Annotated in this window: 17 protein-coding genes; 6 read left to right on the forward strand and 11 right to left on the reverse strand. The window is 72.9% G+C overall.

The features are described from left to right. Positions 1-21: 21 nt before the first annotated feature. The 10 genes from ACIBK5_RS02815 to ACIBK5_RS02860 form a co-directional block, all read right to left on the reverse strand. Positions 22-1,047: a LacI family DNA-binding transcriptional regulator gene (locus ACIBK5_RS02815; protein ID WP_399015435.1), complete on the reverse strand. Its 1,026-nt coding sequence runs from the start codon at positions 1,045-1,047 to the stop codon at positions 22-24. 136 nt (positions 1,048-1,183) lie between these two features. Then, positions 1,184-1,951: a carbonic anhydrase gene (locus ACIBK5_RS02820; RefSeq protein WP_399015437.1), complete on the reverse strand. Its 768-nt coding sequence runs from the start codon at positions 1,949-1,951 to the stop codon at positions 1,184-1,186. Between the two features lie 150 nt (positions 1,952-2,101). Further along, positions 2,102-3,286, reverse strand: coding sequence for an exo-alpha-sialidase (locus ACIBK5_RS02825; protein WP_399015439.1), 1,185 nt, complete (start codon positions 3,284-3,286; stop codon positions 2,102-2,104). Then, the gene (locus tag ACIBK5_RS02830; protein WP_399015441.1) at positions 3,283-4,074 is read right to left on the reverse strand and encodes an HpcH/HpaI aldolase/citrate lyase family protein; all 792 of its coding nucleotides are present in this window, start codon (positions 4,072-4,074) and stop codon (positions 3,283-3,285) included. Before ACIBK5_RS02830 ends, ACIBK5_RS02825 begins: the two co-directional genes overlap by 4 nt. A gap of 34 nt (positions 4,075-4,108) precedes the next feature. Continuing rightward, positions 4,109-5,089 (reverse strand): aldo/keto reductase, encoded by a 981-nt coding sequence (locus ACIBK5_RS02835; protein WP_399015442.1) that lies wholly within the window; start codon positions 5,087-5,089, stop codon positions 4,109-4,111. After that, entirely contained in the window at positions 5,086-5,898 is an 813-nt protein-coding gene (locus ACIBK5_RS02840) for an ATP-binding cassette domain-containing protein (protein ID WP_399015444.1), read from the reverse strand. The genes ACIBK5_RS02835 and ACIBK5_RS02840 overlap by 4 nt, the downstream gene beginning before the upstream one ends. Continuing rightward, positions 5,895-6,734, reverse strand: coding sequence for an ABC transporter ATP-binding protein (locus tag ACIBK5_RS02845; RefSeq protein ID WP_399015446.1), 840 nt, complete (start codon positions 6,732-6,734; stop codon positions 5,895-5,897). Before ACIBK5_RS02845 ends, ACIBK5_RS02840 begins: the two co-directional genes overlap by 4 nt. Next, entirely contained in the window at positions 6,731-7,645 is a 915-nt protein-coding gene (locus ACIBK5_RS02850) for an ABC transporter permease (protein ID WP_399015448.1), read from the reverse strand. Before ACIBK5_RS02850 ends, ACIBK5_RS02845 begins: the two co-directional genes overlap by 4 nt. Before the next feature lie 2 nt (positions 7,646-7,647). Beyond that, positions 7,648-8,577, reverse strand: a complete 930-nt coding sequence (locus tag ACIBK5_RS02855) for an ABC transporter permease (protein WP_399015450.1) — start codon at positions 8,575-8,577, stop codon at positions 7,648-7,650. A 3-nt stretch (positions 8,578-8,580) separates the two neighbouring features. Continuing rightward, complete coding sequence (locus ACIBK5_RS02860) at positions 8,581-10,194, reverse strand: ABC transporter substrate-binding protein (RefSeq protein WP_399015452.1); 1,614 nt, start codon at positions 10,192-10,194, stop codon at positions 8,581-8,583. Between the two features lie 219 nt (positions 10,195-10,413). Between ACIBK5_RS02860 and ACIBK5_RS02865 the strand changes: the two genes are divergently transcribed. From ACIBK5_RS02865 to ACIBK5_RS02875, 3 genes are all read left to right on the forward strand, one after another. Further along, positions 10,414-11,679: a four-carbon acid sugar kinase family protein gene (locus ACIBK5_RS02865; protein WP_399015453.1), complete on the forward strand. Its 1,266-nt coding sequence runs from the start codon at positions 10,414-10,416 to the stop codon at positions 11,677-11,679. Next, positions 11,676-12,731: a 4-hydroxythreonine-4-phosphate dehydrogenase PdxA gene (gene pdxA / locus ACIBK5_RS02870; protein ID WP_399015455.1), complete on the forward strand. Its 1,056-nt coding sequence runs from the start codon at positions 11,676-11,678 to the stop codon at positions 12,729-12,731. Before ACIBK5_RS02865 ends, pdxA begins: the two co-directional genes overlap by 4 nt. Positions 12,732-12,798: 67 nt before the next feature. Then, positions 12,799-13,608, forward strand: coding sequence for a DeoR/GlpR family DNA-binding transcription regulator (locus ACIBK5_RS02875; protein ID WP_399015457.1), 810 nt, complete (start codon positions 12,799-12,801; stop codon positions 13,606-13,608). 84 nt (positions 13,609-13,692) lie between these two features. On the opposite strand, the gene ACIBK5_RS02880 is transcribed toward ACIBK5_RS02875, so the two are convergent. After that, positions 13,693-14,124 (reverse strand): helix-turn-helix domain-containing protein, encoded by a 432-nt coding sequence (locus ACIBK5_RS02880; protein ID WP_399015459.1) that lies wholly within the window; start codon positions 14,122-14,124, stop codon positions 13,693-13,695. Between the two features lie 90 nt (positions 14,125-14,214). On the opposite strand from ACIBK5_RS02880, the gene ACIBK5_RS02885 reads away from it, so the two are divergent. The 3 genes from ACIBK5_RS02885 to ACIBK5_RS02895 are packed head-to-tail and all read left to right on the forward strand — an operon-like array spanning position 14,215 to position 16,928. Continuing rightward, on the forward strand, positions 14,215-15,075 hold the full coding sequence (locus ACIBK5_RS02885) for a class I SAM-dependent methyltransferase (protein ID WP_399015461.1): 861 nt from the start codon (positions 14,215-14,217) through the stop codon (positions 15,073-15,075). Positions 15,076-15,126: 51 nt separating this feature from the next. Continuing rightward, positions 15,127-15,837: a ThuA domain-containing protein gene (locus ACIBK5_RS02890; RefSeq protein ID WP_399015463.1), complete on the forward strand. Its 711-nt coding sequence runs from the start codon at positions 15,127-15,129 to the stop codon at positions 15,835-15,837. Beyond that, positions 15,807-16,928, forward strand: coding sequence for a Gfo/Idh/MocA family protein (locus tag ACIBK5_RS02895; RefSeq protein WP_399015464.1), 1,122 nt, complete (start codon positions 15,807-15,809; stop codon positions 16,926-16,928). The genes ACIBK5_RS02890 and ACIBK5_RS02895 overlap by 31 nt, the downstream gene beginning before the upstream one ends. The last annotated feature ends 16 nt before the right edge of the window (positions 16,929-16,944 follow it).

Raw genomic sequence — 16,944 nt, forward strand, 5'->3', positions numbered from 1 at the left:
AGGGGGATTTGAAGACAGGACCTAGGTCTGATCGCCGGCGGGCGGCCGGGTGGATTCGCGCAGGACGAGGCCGGGGGCGAAGACGCGGGTCTCGTGGAGGTGGTCCGCGCGGGCCTCGATCTCGTCGAGCAGCATCTCCACGGCCGCCCGGCCGAGGTCCTCGACCGGCTGCCGGACCGTCGTCAGGGTCGTCGCCCCGAAGCTCGCGACGTCGAGATCGCCGTAGCCGACCACCTGCACGTCCTCGGGGATGCGCACGCCCCGCTCGGTCAGTCCCCGGCACAGGCCGGCCGCGAGGAAGTCGTTGGTGCAGAAGACCCCGTCGGGCAGGTACTCGAGCTCACGCGCGATCTGCGTGCCGTAGGCGATGGTCATCCGCTCGGCGACGACCTGGTCCAGCCGTGCCTCGCGCCGGCTGCGGACGGCCTGCCGGGCGCCCTGGTAGCGGTCGGCGCACTGGCGTATGCCGCGTTCACCGTTGACGACGAGGATGTCGCGCGCTCCGCTGTCGAGGAGGTGCTGTACGGCGATACGGCCGCCCGCGATGTCGTCGACGGACGCCGAGCAGCCCTCCCGGTCGGGCATCGCCCGGTCGGCCAGGACCAGCGGGATGCCCCGCTCGCGCAGCCGGGCAAGACGCCCCGGGTCGGCGCTGAGCGGCACGACGACCACGCCGACGGCCCGCTGCTCGGCGAGCATGCTGAAGTAGCCCTGTTCCCGCTCCGGGGCGTCGCCGCTGTGGCAGAGGACGAGGGAGTAGCCGTGGTCGTAGGCCGCGTCGGCAGCGCCGCGTGCGATGCGCGCGTAGAAGGAGTTGGTGACGTCGGGCAGCACGAGCCCGATGGCGGAGGAGTGGCCGGTGCGCAGGCCCGCCGCTCCCGGGTGGGGGACGTAGTCGAGTTCGGCGACCGCGACGCGGACGCGCTCGGCGGTCCGTGCGGTGACCCGCTCGGGCCGGTTGAGCACGTTCGACACCGTGGACACCGAGACGCCGGCGGCGGCCGCGACGTCCTGGATGCGGGCGGGGCGTGCCGGAACGGCGTCCACCCCCTCGCTGTTGCGGCCGTGCGACCAGGCACGACGGCGGCCTCCTTGAGCGCCGCAAGTATAACGTGACCGGGCGTGGAACGTTTTTCCCGCCCGGTCTCCGTGGTCTCCGAATCGGATCCGGTCAGGCCCTGGATCAGGCGGAGGGCGCCCCGGTGAGGACGTCCACCCGGCCGGTGTCGAGCGAGTAGTAGGCGCTGACGACGGCCAGATCGCCCTTCTTCACCATCGGGGCGAGGTCCTTGTTGGAACGCAGGCCGGCGGCGGTCTGCTTGATGTGGACGCGGGTCATGGCGTCGACCGGGTCGGCGTGCTTGCCCCTGGCCGTCTCCGTGTACGCCGGCTCGAGGGCGTCGGCGATCGACTGGAGGTTGCCGGGCAGTTCCTCGCCGTCACGCAGCGCCTCGTACGCCGCCTTGACGGCACCGCAGCGCTGGTGGCCGAGGACCACGATGAGCGGGGTGCCGGACGTCATCGGACCGTACTCCACGGAGCCGACGACGACCGGTCCCACGACCTGTCCGCCGGTGCGCATCACGAAGAGGTCGCCGAGCCCGGTGTCGAAGAGCAGCTCCGGCGGGACCCGGGAGTCGATGCACGACAGGATCACGCCGTAGGGCTTCTGCTCCTCGGCGACGAACTCGCGTCGCTTCGGGTCGCGGTCGGGGTGCTGGAGCGTGCCGTCCACCCAGCGCTTGTTGCCGTCCATCAGCCGCGCGAACGCCGCCCGGGGCGAGTCCGGCCGGGCTGCGGCCGCGGGCGAGGGCGAAGCGCTCGCGGCCGCAGCCGTCCCCTTGGTCGTGTCGTCCGTCTTCGACGAACAGGCGGTGAGCAGAGCCGCGGTGGTGGCAGCCAGCCCTCCGGTGAGTATGGCCCTGCGCTGTGGTGCTCCGGCGGTACCCATGTAGCCGTCCCCTGTGATCGCCGCTCCCCTGGTGGGAGCCGGTGATGCCACTGTCGCGGGCGGCCGGTTAGCGCCCGTACAGCACCGGTGCAGCGCAGGGGAAGGGCTGATCCAAAACGCGGAACGCAGCAGGAGTCCGACCCTCGGTGATCAGGCCGGGAACTCCCGCTTCAGCCAGTCGCCGTCCAGGCGGATGTGTTTGATGGTGCGCCGGTGGTGGGTGTAGGCGATGTGGAGGGTGCCGTCCGGCGTCTGGGCGAGCGAGGGGTAGGACAGCTCGCGGTTGAGGCCGTCGCGGGAGTTGTTGGTCAGGCAGTGACCGTCGCCGGTTTCGAGGTCGTGGCGCAGCGGCCAGGTGCGTCCGTCGTCCGGGGAGAGGGCAAGGGAGAGCGGAGCGCGGGGGGCGCCCCAGAACGCGTCGCCCGCGGGGGCGGTTGCCGAAGGTGCCGGTGTCCCCGCCACTCCCCCGTCGTCGATCTCGTCGTACAGCGAGACCCTGCGGGCGACGGCGTCGGCCGCGCTGCTGTGGTTGTAGACCAGGGCAGGCCTGCCGTCGGCCAGCACGGTGTACTGGATCGAGGAGTTGTTGTTCGGCAGGTCCAGGGCGCGCGGTTCGCTCCAGGTCTCGCCGCCGTCGGACGACACGCTGCTGTGCACGGCGTCCGCGCGACGGCTGCGGAAGAGGGCCAGGAGTGAACCGTCGGACAGCGGGCGGATGTTCATGTGGACGAGGCCGGTGCTGCCCGGGACGGGGCGTTCGCGCCAGGTGCGTCCGCCGTCGTCGCTGATCATGGCGGAGCTGGTGTCCCGGTCCCCCGACCAGGCGGTGCCGGGCGTGGCCACGCAGCGGAAGACGGGGAGCAACAGCCGTTCGCTGGAGGGGACTTGGACGACCGGTTGGCGTACGAACACGCCGCCCTGCTCGGTGGCCGGGAACAGGACGCGGGCCGGGCCCCAGGTGGCGCCGTCGTCATGGCTGACGCGCAGCCGGACCTCGGCCGTGTCCTGGTGGCCGGCGCGCTGTGCGGTGTGCAGCAGCCAGAGCTCGCCCGAAGGAGCGGGGAACAGCAGCGGGTTCTGCTCGGAGCGGGTGTCGTCGGCGGAGAGCCGCACGGGCAGGGACCAGGTGTCGGCGCCCTGGGCGAGGCGGGAGAACCACACCGAGATGTCGGCGACGCCTTCCTGGGTTCCCCCGAACCAGACACAGCCCAGGTCGCCGCCGGGCAGGACGGTGAGGTTGGCGGCGTGGTTCTGCACGGCGGGAGCGGCCAGGTGGGTCTCGGCGCGGCCCGGCTGGTCGGGGTGGGGGCGCAGGGTGCCGTCGGGGGTGGTCATCGGGCCTCGCCCGCCTGACGTGCGGCGTTCAGGTGGCCGGCGGCCGCCTGTTGCAGATGGATGAGGTCGCAGGCCACGGTGGCGAAGGTGTAGCCCTGGGCCAGGCGGCGGGCGGCGCTCGCGCCGTCGGGGTTGTGGATGCCCGCGGCGATGCCGGCCGCCTCGGCCGCCTTGCTGACGCGGGCCAGGGCCTGCTCGAACTCCTCCTGCAGGGAGGGGTCGGTGGAGGTGGCTCCGCCGAGGGCGAGGCGCAGGTCGGAGGGGCCGACGTAGATGCCGTCGAGGCCGTCGGTGGCGCAGATCTCTTCGACGTTGGCGAGGCCGTCGGCGGTTTCGATCATGGCGAGGACGGCGGTCTGGGCGTGTGTGTCGGCGGGGTCGGGGCCGATGCGGAGCTGGGAGCGCATGGGTCCGTAGGAGCGGCGGCCCAGCGGTGGGTAGCGGACGGCGGCGACGGCGTCGGCGGCGTCCTGGGCGTTGTCGATCAGCGGGACGATGACGGCGGTCGCGCCCGCGTCCAGGGCCTTGCCGATGTACGTGAGGTCGTTGGCCTCCACGCGCACCATGCCGACGGCGGTGCTGCCCCTGGTGTCGGTGGCCAGAAGGTTGTTGAGCATGCCCTGGTAGCCGAAGAGTCCGTGCTGGGCGTCGAAGGCGAGGTAGTCGTAGCCGAGGCGGGCCAGGCGTTCGGCGGCGATGGGTGAGTCGAGCAGGGACCAGTAGCCGATGAGCTGCTCGCGGGCGCGCAGGGCGGCGGTGAACTCGGCTGGGGTGCGGCCGGTTGCCATGGAAGGTCTCCGTAACTGTGGGGGCGTGGCGTGGTCAGCGGTTGTAGGCGGGCATCGGGCCGCGCAGCCGGGCGCCGACCTCGTCACACGCCGCGGTGACGTCGGCGGGCAGCGGACCGTCAGTGGCGGCGGCGATGTTGGCGAGCAGGTGCTCGGTCTTGGAGCCGCCGAGGAGCAGTGCGTCGGTGGAGGGGCGGTCCAGCAGCCAGCGCAAGGCCAGGGCGGTCAGCGGCAGGCCCGCGTCGGAGGCGATACGGGTGAGGTCGGTGACGGCGCGGAACAGGTCCTCGTTCCAGTAGCGCTGCCGGTACATGGCGGCCAGCTTGGAATCACCGAAACGGCCGCTGTCCGGGGCCTGTTCGAAGGTGTGACGGCCGGTGAGCAGGCCGCCGCCGAGCGGGTTGTAGACCATCGTGGCGAGGCCCGTCACGACCGCGTACTCGACGTACTCCTCCTCGATGCGCCGCGCGAGGAGGTTGTGCAGCTGCTGGGCGACGACCGGGCGCGGGGCTCCCACCTCGTCGGCGGTGCGGGTGAGTTCGGCGATCTGCCAGGCCGCGTAGTTGGACACGCCGAGAGCGCCGATCTTCCCCTCGGTGACGAACTCGGCGACGGTGGCCAGGGTTTCGGCCGCCGGTGTCGCACGGTCCGGCTGATGCAGGTAGAACAGGTCGACGTGGTCGGTCCCGAGCCGCTTGAGGCTGCCGTCGAGCGCGGCGCGCAGTCCGGCGGGCGACAGGGGCGCGTGGTCACCCTGGTCGGGGTGCGGGATGCCCGCCTTGGTGGCCAGCACGATCCGGTCCCGGCGGCCCGGGAGCAGCTCCCCGAGCAGCCGCTCGCTCTCGCCGCCCGCGTAGCCGTTCGCGGTGTCCACGCCCGTGATGCCCGCGTCGAGCGCGGCGTCCAGCATGGAGGCCGCTCCCCCGCGGTCGACGGTGTCGCCGAAGGTCATGGTGCCGAGCACCAGCCGCGAGAGCGGGACGGTGGTGTTCGGCAGGGTGAGGCGGGTGGTCACGAGGAGCTTCCTTCCAGTACGCGGCGGGGTTTCACGCCTTGAATGGCGGTCGGGTCGAGTGCGGCGCGGCGCAGCGCGCGGGTGTAGGGGTCGGACGGAGCGGCGAGGACCGTCTCGGTCCGCCCGGCCTCGACCACACGGCCGGCCCGCATCACCACGACATCCGTGCTCATCTCGCGCACCACGCCCAGGTTGTGCGCGATGACGAGGTAGGCGATGCCGGTCTCCTCCTGCAACTCCCTGAGCAGTGCGAGCACTTGGGCTTGCACCGAGACGTCGAGCGCGGAGGTCGCCTCGTCGCACACCAGCAGGTCGGGCCGGGAGGCGAGGGCGCGGGCGATGCCGATGCGCTGCCGCTGGCCGCCGGAGAAGTCGGCCGGGCGGCGTTCCAGGGCGGACGGGGGCAGGCCGACCTGGTCGAGCAGTTCGGCGGCACGGCGGGCCCGTTCGCCGCGGTCCGAGGCACCGCCGAGGCGCAGCGGCTCCGCCACGATCTGCTGGGCGGTCAGATGGGGGTCGAGGGAGCCGTAGGGGTCCTGGAAGACCATCTGGACGCGGCGCCGCAGCGGTCGCAGTTTCCGCTCCGGGAGGGTGGCGATGTCCGTGCCGTCGAGGACGATACGGCCGGACCGTGGCGTGAGCAGCCGGACCAGGGCACGGGCGAGGGTCGACTTGCCGCAGCCGGACTCGCCGACGACCGCGAGCGAGCCGCCCTTGTCGAGCCGGAACCCGACCTGGTCGACGGCTCGGAAGGGGCCGCTCGGGGTCGGGTACTCGACGACCAGGTCCTCTACGGAGAGCAGGGTCATGGGGTGGCTCCTCGCACGGAGGTCTCGTCCTCGTCCCAGGCGCCGAGGCGGGGCACGGCGGCGAGGAGGGCTCGGGTGTAGGGCTCGGCGGGTTCGCCGACGATGCGTTCGGCCGGGCCGGACTCGACGAAGCGGCCGTCCTTCATGACGTGGATGCGGTCGGAGACCAGCCGGGCCACGCCCAGGTCGTGCGTGATCATCAGCATGCCGATGCCGGTGCGTTCCTGGAGTTCCATCAGCAGGTCCAGGACGCTGGCCTGCACGGTCGCGTCGAGGGCCGAGGTGGGCTCGTCGGCGACCAGCAGTTCCGGATCCCCGGCCAGGGCGATGGCGATGAGGATGCGTTGCAGCATGCCGCCGGAGAACTGGTGGGGGTAGGACTTCCAGCGGGTCTCGGGGCGTGTGATGCGCACCTGGGCGAGCAGTTCGACGCCCTTCTCGCGGGCCTGGGCCCTGGACAGTTCGGGGTGGCGCAGACGGATCGCCTCGCCGAGCTGCCGGCCGATGGTGTGGACGGGGCTGAGGGCTGTCATCGGGTCCTGCGGGATCAGGGACACCGTCCGGCCGCGTATCGCGCGGGCCGCGCCGGGGTCGGCGACGACGTCCCGGCCGCCGACGCGGACGCTGCCCGACAGTACGGCGAGGCCCTCCGGCAGCAGGCGCAGTACGCCCATCGCGGTGGTCGACTTACCGGATCCGGACTCACCGATCAGGGTGACGGTCTCGCCGCGGCCGACGGTGAAGCTCACGCCGTCGACGGCCCGGACGACGCCGTGCGCGGTGATGAGTTCGATCTGGAGGTCACGGACGTCCAGCAGGGGTGTCTCGGTGCTCATGCTCCGGCTCCCTTCCGGCGGCGGGTGCGGTCCCGCAGTCCGTCGCCCAGCAGGTTGACCCCGACCACGAGGAGGGCGATGACCAGGCCGGGCAGGGTGACCAGCCACCACGAGGTGGTGATGTAGGCCTGGCCGTCGGAGATGATCCGGCCCCAGGTGGCGAACGGCCGCTGCGGTCCGGCGCCGAGGAAGCTCAGCGCGCTCTCCAGCAGCACCGCCTGGGCGAGCAGGAGCAGCACGACGAGGCTCACCGGCCGTACGACGTTGGGCACGACGTGCCGGGTGAGGATCTGCCAGCCGCGCAGGCCCAGCACGCGGGCGGCGGCGACGTACGGTTTCTCGCGCTCGACCAGGACGAGGGAGCGGGTCAGCCGCGCCACCTCGGGCCACTGGGCGACGGCGATCACGCAGGTGATGACGGTGACGGACGGTCCGAAGAGGGCGACCACGAGCAGCAGCATCATCAGCAGGGGCAGCGCGAGCTGGGCCTCCAGGAAGCGGGAGACGAGCGCGTCGACCCAGCCGCCGAAGAAGCCGGCCGCCGCCCCGGCGACGATGCCGATCAGCCCGGACACCAGGACCGCGAGGACGCCGACCGACAGGGAGACCTGGCCGCCGTGCAGGATGCGCGACAGCAGGTCGCGGCCGAGCTGGTCGGTGCCGAGCAGATGCCCCGCGCTGAGCGGCGGCAGCCTGCGCTCGGAGAGGTCCTGGGCGTTGGCCTCCGGCAGGGGCAGCAGGCTCGCCAGGGCGACGGGCAGGACCACGAGGGCCGTGCAGACGGACCCGGCCCAGATCTTGAAGCGCGAGCCGCGCCGCTGGCGGGTCGCGGTGGCCCGGGCGAGGTCGCGGGCGGTGACGGCGCTGGGCCGCTCGGTGCCGGCGACCGGGGTGGAGATGACACCGGCCATGGTCAGGCCGCCTTTCCGAGTCGTACGCGCGGATCGAACAGCGGGTAGGCGAGGTCGACGAGGAGCTGGACGAGGATCGCGAGGGTGGCCGTCACCAGGACGGTGGCCTGGATGAGCGGGTAGTCGCGGGTCTCCAGGGCCCGGACGACGAGTGAGCCGACGCCGGGCCAGCCGAAGACGACCTCGACGACCACGACACCGTTGAGCAGGGCCGCGAAGCGGGTGCCGAGCGCGGTGACGAGCGGCACGGCGGAGTTGCGCAGGCCGTACTGCCAGGTCAGGGTGCGTTCGGAGACGCCGCGGGAGCGGGCGACCGTGGTGTAGGGGGCGGCGAGCGCGGTACTCATCTCGCGGCGGACCAGGCGTGAGATCAGGGCGAGTTGCAGGACGGCCACGGTCACCGTGGGCAGGATCAGGCCGCTCCACGAGGTGAAGCCGGAGGCGGGCAGCACCGGGAGCAGCACCGCGAAGACGGTCAGCAGCATCACTCCGGTCCAGAAGTCCGGCATCGACTGCCCGGTGATCGTCAGGACGTTGGCGCCCAGCTCCCGCTTGGTGTCGGCGCGTCGGGCCATCCACACGCCGAGCGGTACGGCGACGACGGTGGTGACCGCGATGGCGGAGACCGCGAGGGTGATGGTGTACGGCAGCCGGTCCATGACCACCTGGAACGCGGAGGAGTGGAAGGAGTAGCTGGTGCCGAGGTTCCCGGTGCACAGGTCCCGCAGGAAGATCCCGTACTGGACGACGAGCGGTTCGTCGAGTCCGAACTGGGCGCGGATGCGGGCGAGGTCGGCGGCCGTGGCGCTGGGCGCGGCGTAGGCGGCGGCCGGGTCGCCGGGGGCCAGGCGCAGCAGCAGGAAGACCGTGGTGAGGGTGAGGAAGACGGCCAGCAGGCTCTGGCCGACGCGGCGGGCGAGGTAGGTGGCCACGGCTCAGCCCTCCAGCCGTACGGCGGACAGATCGTAGGAGTTGAGCTGGAGCAGGCCCAGGTCGTGCACGCGCTCGCGGCGGGCGAGCAGCGTCTTGGGGGCGAAGGCCCAGAGGCTGGGCCAGGTGTTCCAGACGGCGTGCTGCGCGGCGGCCAGCTTGCGGTCGCGGGCGGCGGCGTCGGTCTCGGTGGCGGCGTCCTCCAGGCGGCGCTGGATGTCCGGGATGACGTAGCCCATGTAGGTGTCGCGGGTGCGTTCCCGCTCGGGGGTGCCGCCGTACATGCCCTGGAGGGAGGTGAGGGCCTGTCCGGTGGTGCCGGGGAAGCCGTTGCCGATGACGTCCCAGTCGCCGCCGCGGCCCTGGCGCCACTTCAGGATGTCGCCGCCCGGTTCGAACTGGAGCAGGGTGGCGCGGACGCCGATGTCGCGGAACATGTCGGCCACGGCTTCCATGACGGAGCTGTCGGCGGCGAACTCGCCCGACTCCCAGATGATGCGGATCCGCAGTCCCTCGGCGCCCAGTGCCTTGAGCTGGGCCTTCGCCCTGCTCGGGTCGTAGGTGTACCCGCCGGTGCGTATCGCGCCCTCCAGGACGAGCGGGACGACGCCCTGGGCCTCCTGGGCGGAGTCGGTGAGGACGTCCTTGATCAGGGCGTCGCCGTCGACGGCGTAGGTGAGGGCGCGACGGACCCGGGGGTCGGCGAGGGGCTCGCCCCGCTTCTTGCGGAAGTTGTAGAAGAGCTGGTTGATGCGCGCGCCGGCCCTCTCCTCGACGGTGACGCCCGGCAGGCCCGTGAGTTGCTCGGCCGAGTCGGGGGTGAGGGTGTCGACGACGTCCAGCTCGCCGCTGCGCAGGGCGATGACCCGGCTGGACTCCTCGGGCACGAAGCGCACCCGGACGGTGTCGACGTGGGCCGGGCGGCCCCAGTAGCGGGGGTTGCGGGCGAGGGTGTATTCACCCGCTCCGCTGTTGGCCTCGATCACCTTGTACGGTCCTGAGCCGACGCCGCTCTGGAGTTCCTCGGGACGGTTGGCGGCGGCCGGGGTGATGTGGATGTTGGCCATGAGGCGGTCGAGCACGGGCACCGGGCGCCTGGTGTGCAGTTCGAAGGTGCGCTCGCCGGTCTTCTCGACGGTGGGCAGTTCCGGGAAGAGGCCGAGGAGGAAGGATCCGTTGACCTTGCCGTACATCTCCAGGGCGGTGGCGACGTCCTCGACGGTGACGGAGCCGCCGTCGGAGTAGCGCACGCCCTCGCGCAGCCGCACGCTCCAGGTGGTCGGCCCGGTCATGGAGAACCGGTCGGCGAGGACCGGCTGGACGCGCATGCCGGGTCCGATGCTCGTGAGGGCCTGGCGGACGGCGCGCTGCACGGTGACGGCGGCGTCGAACTGGTTCAGCTTGTTGTCGAGGCTCACCAGCGAGCGGTTCAGGCCGAGGGTGAGGGTGCCGGGGCCGGGGGCTCCGGTGGGTCCGGCGCAGGCGGAGAGAGGACCGAGGGCGAGACCCGTGCCGCCGAGCGCGCCGAGACGCAGCAGGGTGCGACGGCGGACGGGGCGGGCGAGGGGCTCCCGCTGGGGGCTGTGGTCCGGGGGTGCGTCATAGGGGCTTGGGGTCATCGTCGACCTTCTCGCGTTCCGGGGGCGACCGGCTCGTGGTGTTCGTGCGGCTCTCGCCGCGGCCCGGTCGGGGGCCCGGCCGGCGGGATACGAACAGGTGTCGCGCCGGAAAAGGTGGCACGACTGCGCGAAGTGCGCAAGGGGTCTCGCGCATTTCGCGCAACTCATGTCATCATCGGTTCCCGAGGCAGCCCGACCGGGCCGCCCGAGGAGGTACCCGTGTCCCTCTCCGCTGCCGGCCCCGGCGGCCCCGTCCAGGCCGCCGTCCGGCCCGTACTCGCTCTCGCCGACGATCTGTCCGGTGCCGCCGAGACCGCGGTGGCGCTGCGCTCGCCCGCCCGGATCCTGCTGGGGCCGGTCCCCGCACCGGTGGCGTCCGTGCCCGGCGAGTCCCTGGTGCTCGACCTCGACTCGCGGCAGCTGCCCGGCGCCGAGGCGGCGCGGGCGGTCCGGGACGCCACGCACGCGGTGCCGGCCGGAACGGTGCTCTTCAAGAAGGTCGACTCGCTGCTCAGGGGCAACCTCGCCGCCGAGGCGGCCGCCTACGCGCGGGACGGCCGGGGCGTGGTGATCGCGACCGCGCTGCCGGCGGCGCGGCGCACGGTCCGGGGCGGGGTCGTCCACCTCGACGGGGTGCCGCTGCACGAGACGGCCGCCTGGCGCGCCGAGGCGCGGCCCGCCCCGCCCTCGGTCGCCGCCGCGCTCGATGACCTGCCGTCAGCTCCCGTGCCGCTCACGGACGTACGCGGCGCTCCCGGCGCGCTCCGGGAAACACTGCGTGCGTGTTTCGCGCAGGGACGGCATCCGGTGTGCGACGCGGAGACCGAGACCGACCTCGACGCGATCGCCGCGGCGGCCCTCGAACTGGGTCCCGGGGTACGGCTGTTGGGCACCGGCGGACTCGCGGGCGCCCTGGGACGGCTGCTGGGCACGCACGGGGAGACCGGGGTGAGCGGGGAGACCGGGGCGAGCGCCCTCGCCCCCGGGGACGTCGTCCGGCCGCTGCTGATCGTCGTGGGCACGGCCGAGCCGTCCGCCCGCGAACAGGTCGCGCACCTTCTCGCCGACGGAGCGCACGACGTCTCCCTCACCACCCTCGATCTCCTGCACTCCCCGCGGCCGCTCCCTCCTCCCGTCGCCGCCGTCACGGTCGTCCGCGTCACAGGAGCGGCCGACCCCTCCCTCGCACGCCGTCTCGTCGCCGCGCTCGCCGACACCGTCGCCGACGCCGCGCACGACTGCGACCTGGTCCTCACCGGCGGCGAGACCGCCCGCCGCGTCCTGGACGTCCTGCGCGTCACCGACCTGCGCCCGGTCGGCCAGATCCACCACGGCGCGGTCCTGTCCCGCACACCCGACGGCCGCTCGGTCGTCACCCGGCCAGGCAGCTACGGCGAAGCCGACTCTCTGCGGCGCATCGTCCGGGCCCTGCGCCCCGCACCCGTACGCCACGTTCCGACCGACCCCACAGGAGTAGCCCCGTGAACGCAGCCCCCTCCTCCGCCGCCACCGCCGGCCAGACCTCCGCGGAGCCCCGGCCGCTCCCGGTCATCGCGGTGACCATGGGCGACGGCGCGGGCATCGGGCCCGAGGTCGTCGTGCCGGCGCTGCTGCACCCCGACACCCTGCGCGACTGCCGACCCGTCGTCGTGGGCGACGCCGAGCGGCTGCGGCAGGCGGCCGGCATCCTCGGCATCAGCTGCGAGATCGTGCCGGTCGAACATCCCGCCCAGGCGGAGTTCGGGCCCGGCCGCGTCCACGTGATCGACCTCGGCCTGCTCCCCGCCGACCTGCCCTGGGGCGAGCTGTCCGCCGTCGCGGGCGACGCCGCCTACCACTACGTCCGCGTCGCCGCCGAACTCGCCCTGCGCGGCGAGGTGGACGGCATCTGCACCGCCCCGCTCAACAAGGGGGCCCTGCACGCCGCCGGCCACCTCTACCCCGGCCACACCGAACTCCTCGCCCACCTCACGGACGTCGAGGAGGTGTCGATGATGCTGTCGACCCCCCGGGTGAAGGTCATCCACGTCACCACCCACATCGGGCTGATCGACGCCGTGAACCGCATCGAGCCCGGCCTGGTGGAGCGCACGGTGCGCCGTGGCCACGAGGCGATGGTGCGCGCCGGGACCGCCGACCCGGTGATCGGTGTCTGCGGCATCAATCCGCACGCGGGGGAGAACGGCCTGTTCGGCTACGGCGAGGAGGAGACGAAGATCGTCCCGGCACTGGAGAGGGTCCGCGCCGACGGCATCGACGCGCGCGGCCCGCTGCCCGCGGACACGGCGTTCTACCTGGCCTCGCGCGGTGACTACGACCTCATCGTCGCGATGTACCACGACCAGGGGCACGGCCCCGTCAAGGTCCTCGGCATCGAGGCCGGGGTCAACCTCACCGTCGGACTGCCGGTGATCCGCACCTCCGTCGACCACGGCACGGCCTTCGACATCGCCGGAACCGGCCGGGCCGAGCCCGGTAGCATGGTCGAGGCTCTGCGCCAGGCCGCCGAGATGTCGACCGCTCCGGCCGCCCGCTGACCGCGGTTCGCGGCAGGCACGTGTGCGACCCAGGACGGCCCAGGACTATTGAGGACCTGAAGAACCTATGTCTGTGACCGGATCCAAGGCGCGGCGCGACCGCATCGTCCACCTCGCCACCACCACCGGCCTGGCGAGCGTGGAGGAGCTCTCGCAGCTGTTCGGCGTGACGGCCTCGACCATCCGCCGCGACCTGGCCAAGCTCACCACCGACGGGCGTCTGGCCCGCACCTACGGCGGGGCCATGGCGCTGGCCGCGCACCCCGAGGCGTCCCTGCGGCAGCGCGTGGGCGAGGCCTTCGAGGCCAAGCAGGCCATCGCCCGCTGGGCGGCTGCCCAGGTGCGGCCGGGCGAGACGCTGCTGCTCGACGCCGGCTCCACGGTCGGGGCGCTCGCCCACGAGCTGCGCACGGCCGAGGACCTCACCGTGGCGACGACCGGGCTCACCGCCCTGCAGGCACTGTCCGATGTCGAGACGGTGCACGTCGAGTGCCTCGGCGGCACCCTGCGCCCGCTCAGCCAGGGCTTCGTCGGGCCGCTCACGGAAGCCGCCCTGGAGCGCCTGACGTTCGACCGGGTCTTCCTCGGCACGGACGGCATCTCCCCCGAACTGGGCATCTGCGAGGCGGACCTGCGCCAGACCCGCCTCAAGGAGCTGATGGCCCGCCGCGCCGATCACGTCTACGTCCTCGCCCACGCGGCGAAGCTCGGCCGCCGCCCCTTCCACGCCTGGACGGCCCTGTGCGAGGGCTGGACCCTGGTCACGGACGACACCGCCGACCCGGCCGTACTCGCGGAGCTGCGGGCCCGCGGAGTGGCGACGGTGACGACGACGCCGGAGCGGGTGGCGGCCGGTCCACACGGCGACACCGCGTAGAGCCGCCTGCCCGCCGCCCGGCGGCGGGCCCACTCGTCCGACGCCCTCTGCCGGTCCCGGCCCGGCAAGAGGCCGAACGGGCGGCTAGCCCCCGGGCGGCGTCCGCCTCCTCGGCGTCGGTACACCGCCCGACGCCGCCGCGTCGAGAAGGCCGCGGAAGGTGGGGCACTCCATGTGGCTCGGCGCGGGGCACGCGGCGGCGTGTCGCAGGGAGTCGCGCAGCACGCCCAGTTCGCTGATCCTGCGGTCCAGTTCCTCCGCCTTGTCCGCCAGCATGCGCCGGTCGATCCGTGGCGGTCCGTCAGGTGCGAACATGCGTGCGATCTCGTCGAGCGAGAACCCGGCCGTCCGCCCCAGCGCGATCAGCGCCAGCCGCTCCAGCACGCCGGGATCGAACTGCCGGCGCAGCCCCCGCCGGCCGGTCGGGGCGATCAGCCCCTTCTCCTCGTAGAACCGCAGCGTCGATGCGGGCACCCCGGCGCGCTGGGCCACTTCGGCGATGTCCAGGTCTGTCATTCCCTTGACCTCAAGTCGACTTGAAGTAGAACGCTGTCATCCCGCCCCGACGAAGGCAAGACGCAGGCAAGCAGAGGAGAGCCGACGAGCATGGACGCCGAGCGCAGGAACGACGAGGGACAGACCGCCCGCTGGAACGGGCGCGCCGGAAACGCCTGGGTGGATCTCCAGCCGGTGCTGGACGAGATGTTCAGGCCCATGGAGGAGCTGCTCGTCGACGCCGTGGCCGCCGAGGGCGCGGAACACGTGCTCGACGTCGGTTGCGGGACGGGCGGCACCACGCTGGCCCTCGCACGACGGGTCGGCCCGGCGGGTCACTGCCTGGGCGTCGACATCTCCGAGTCGTTGATCGACACCGCCCGGGAGCGCGCCGGGCGGGAGGGCGTACCGGCCTCCTTCGTCCGCGCCGACGCGCAGGAGCACGCCTTCGAGCCCGGCACCTTCGACGCCGTCGTCTCGCGGTTCGGCGTCATGTTCTTCGACGACCCCGTCCGCGCCTTCGCGAATCTCCGGAGCGCCGCCCGGGACGACGCCGCCCTCCGGTTGGTCGTCTGGCGGGACCCCGCCGAGAACCCGTTCATGACGACGGCCCAGCGCGCCGCCTCACCGCTGCTTCCGGGCCTGCCCGTCCGCCGGCCCGACGAGCCGGGACAGTTCGCCTTCGCGGACCCGGACAAGGTCGGCCGCATTCTTGCGGAGAGCGGGTGGGCCGATATCGACATCCGGCCGATCGACATCGTCTGCACGATGCCCGAGAAGGAACTGGTCCGCTACTTCACCCGGCTCGGCGCCGTCGGCATGTTCCTGCCCGAGGTGGACGAGGAGACGCGCGCGCGGGTCGTCGAGACGGTCCGTGCCGCCTTCGATCCCTTTGTGCACGGCTCGGAAGTCCGCTTCACCGCGGCCTGCTGGACGGTCGGCGCCCGGGCCTCGGCCGCGAAACTTTCGTGAGGCCCGGCCCTCTTTTCGGAGCACGGGCGCCCCGCGCATAGTGAGATCACGATGACGCAGAAGAGAGCCCTGGTTGTCCGAGGCGGATGGGAAGGCCACGAGCCGGTCAAGGCGACGGAGCTGTTCCTGCCCTTCCTCCGGAACAACGGATACGCGGTCCGGGTCGAGGAATCGACCGACGTCTACGCCGACCCCGCCGAGATGGCGGACACCGACCTCGTCGTGCAGTGCGTGACGATGTCGGAGATCACGCGCGAGCAGGTGGCCGGACTGAGTTCGGCGGTCGTGGCCGGCACCGGTTTCACCGGCTGGCACGGCGGCATCGCCGACTCGTTCCGCGCCTCCGCCGACTATCTCCACCTGGTCGGCGGCCAGTTCGCCACCCATCCGGGCAAGGAACCGTGCGAGCGCCTGGGCGGGGCGGAGGACAACTTCCTGCCGCACACGATCAACCTCACCGAGGCCGGCCGCGAACACCCGGTCACGGCGGGCATCGAGGACTTCGAGCTGGACACCGAGCAGTACTGGGTGCTCCACGACGACCTCATCGACGTCCTGGCCACCACCACGCATCCCGCCCAGCCGTGGCAGCCCTGGCACCGGCCGGTCACCTCGCCGGCGGTCTGGACCCGCCGGTGGGGTGCCGGGCGCGTCCTGGTGACGACACCGGGGCACAGCCTCGACGTGCTGGAGCACCCCGACGTCCGCACCATCATCGAGAGGGGCATGCTGTGGGCGACGCGCACCGCATCGGCGTCGTAGGACTCGGTGTCATCTCCCGCGCGTACCTCGACACGCTCGCCGGGCATCCCGCCGTGCGCGTCACCGCGGTCGCCGACCTCGACACCTCCCGTTCGGCCGCCGTCGCCGCGGAACTGCCCGGTGTCGAGGCGCTGACGGTCGAGGAGTTGCTGGGCAGCCCGGACGTGGACACGGTGCTGAACCTCACCACCCCGGCCGCACACGCCGGGATCGCCCTCGGCGCCATCGGCCACGGCAAGCACGTCTACGGGGAGAAGCCGCTCGCGGCCACCCTCGCCGAGGCCCGCGCCGTCGTGGAGGCCGCCGCGAAGGCGGGCGTCGGTGTGGGGTGCGCGCCTGACACCGTCCTGGGCACCGGGGTCCAGACGGCACGGGCGGCGGTCGAGGCGGGGAGCATCGGACGCCCCCAGTTCGCCTCGGCCGTGATGGTCACCCCCGGCCACGAACGCTGGCATCCCCACCCCGACTTCTACTACACCGAGGGCGGCGGCCCCCTGCTGGACATGGGGCCGTACTACCTCGCGTCCCTGGTCCACCTGCTGGGCCCGGTGCGTGCCGTGATCGGGGCGGCCGGCCGGCTGCGTGCCGAGCGGATCATCGGTTCCGGGCCGCGCACGGGCGAGCGGATCCCGGTCGAGGTGGACAGTCATGTCTCCGGGGTGCTGGAACACGCGGGCGGGGCGCTGACCACGATCACGACGAGCTTCGACGGTGTGGCGACCACGGCCGCGCCGATCGAGGTCCACGGCGAGACGGGGACCCTCTCGGTGCCCGATCCGAACCGCTTCGACGGCGAGGTCCGGCTGCACGCGCTCGGCGACTCCCGGTGGCGCACCCTGCCGGTGTCGGCGGGCTACGAGGACGGCGCACGCGGCGTCGGGCTGCTCGACTTCATCGCCGCCGAGGGGCAACGGGAGCCGCGTGCGAACGGCGAACTCGCCCTGCACGTCCTGGAGACGATGACGGCTCTCCTGCGTTCGTCGGCCGAGGGGCGGCGGATCGAGCTGACGACGTCGGCGCAGGCGCCCGATCCGGTGCCGTGGACGGCCGCCGGGGACTGGAAGGGCCCGGTCGCTCCCGGCCGGGGTTGACCGGGCGATGCCGCGG

Source organism: Streptomyces sp. NPDC050546 (assembly GCF_044457425.1).
Taxonomy (GTDB): Bacteria; Actinomycetota; Actinomycetes; order Streptomycetales; family Streptomycetaceae; genus Streptomyces.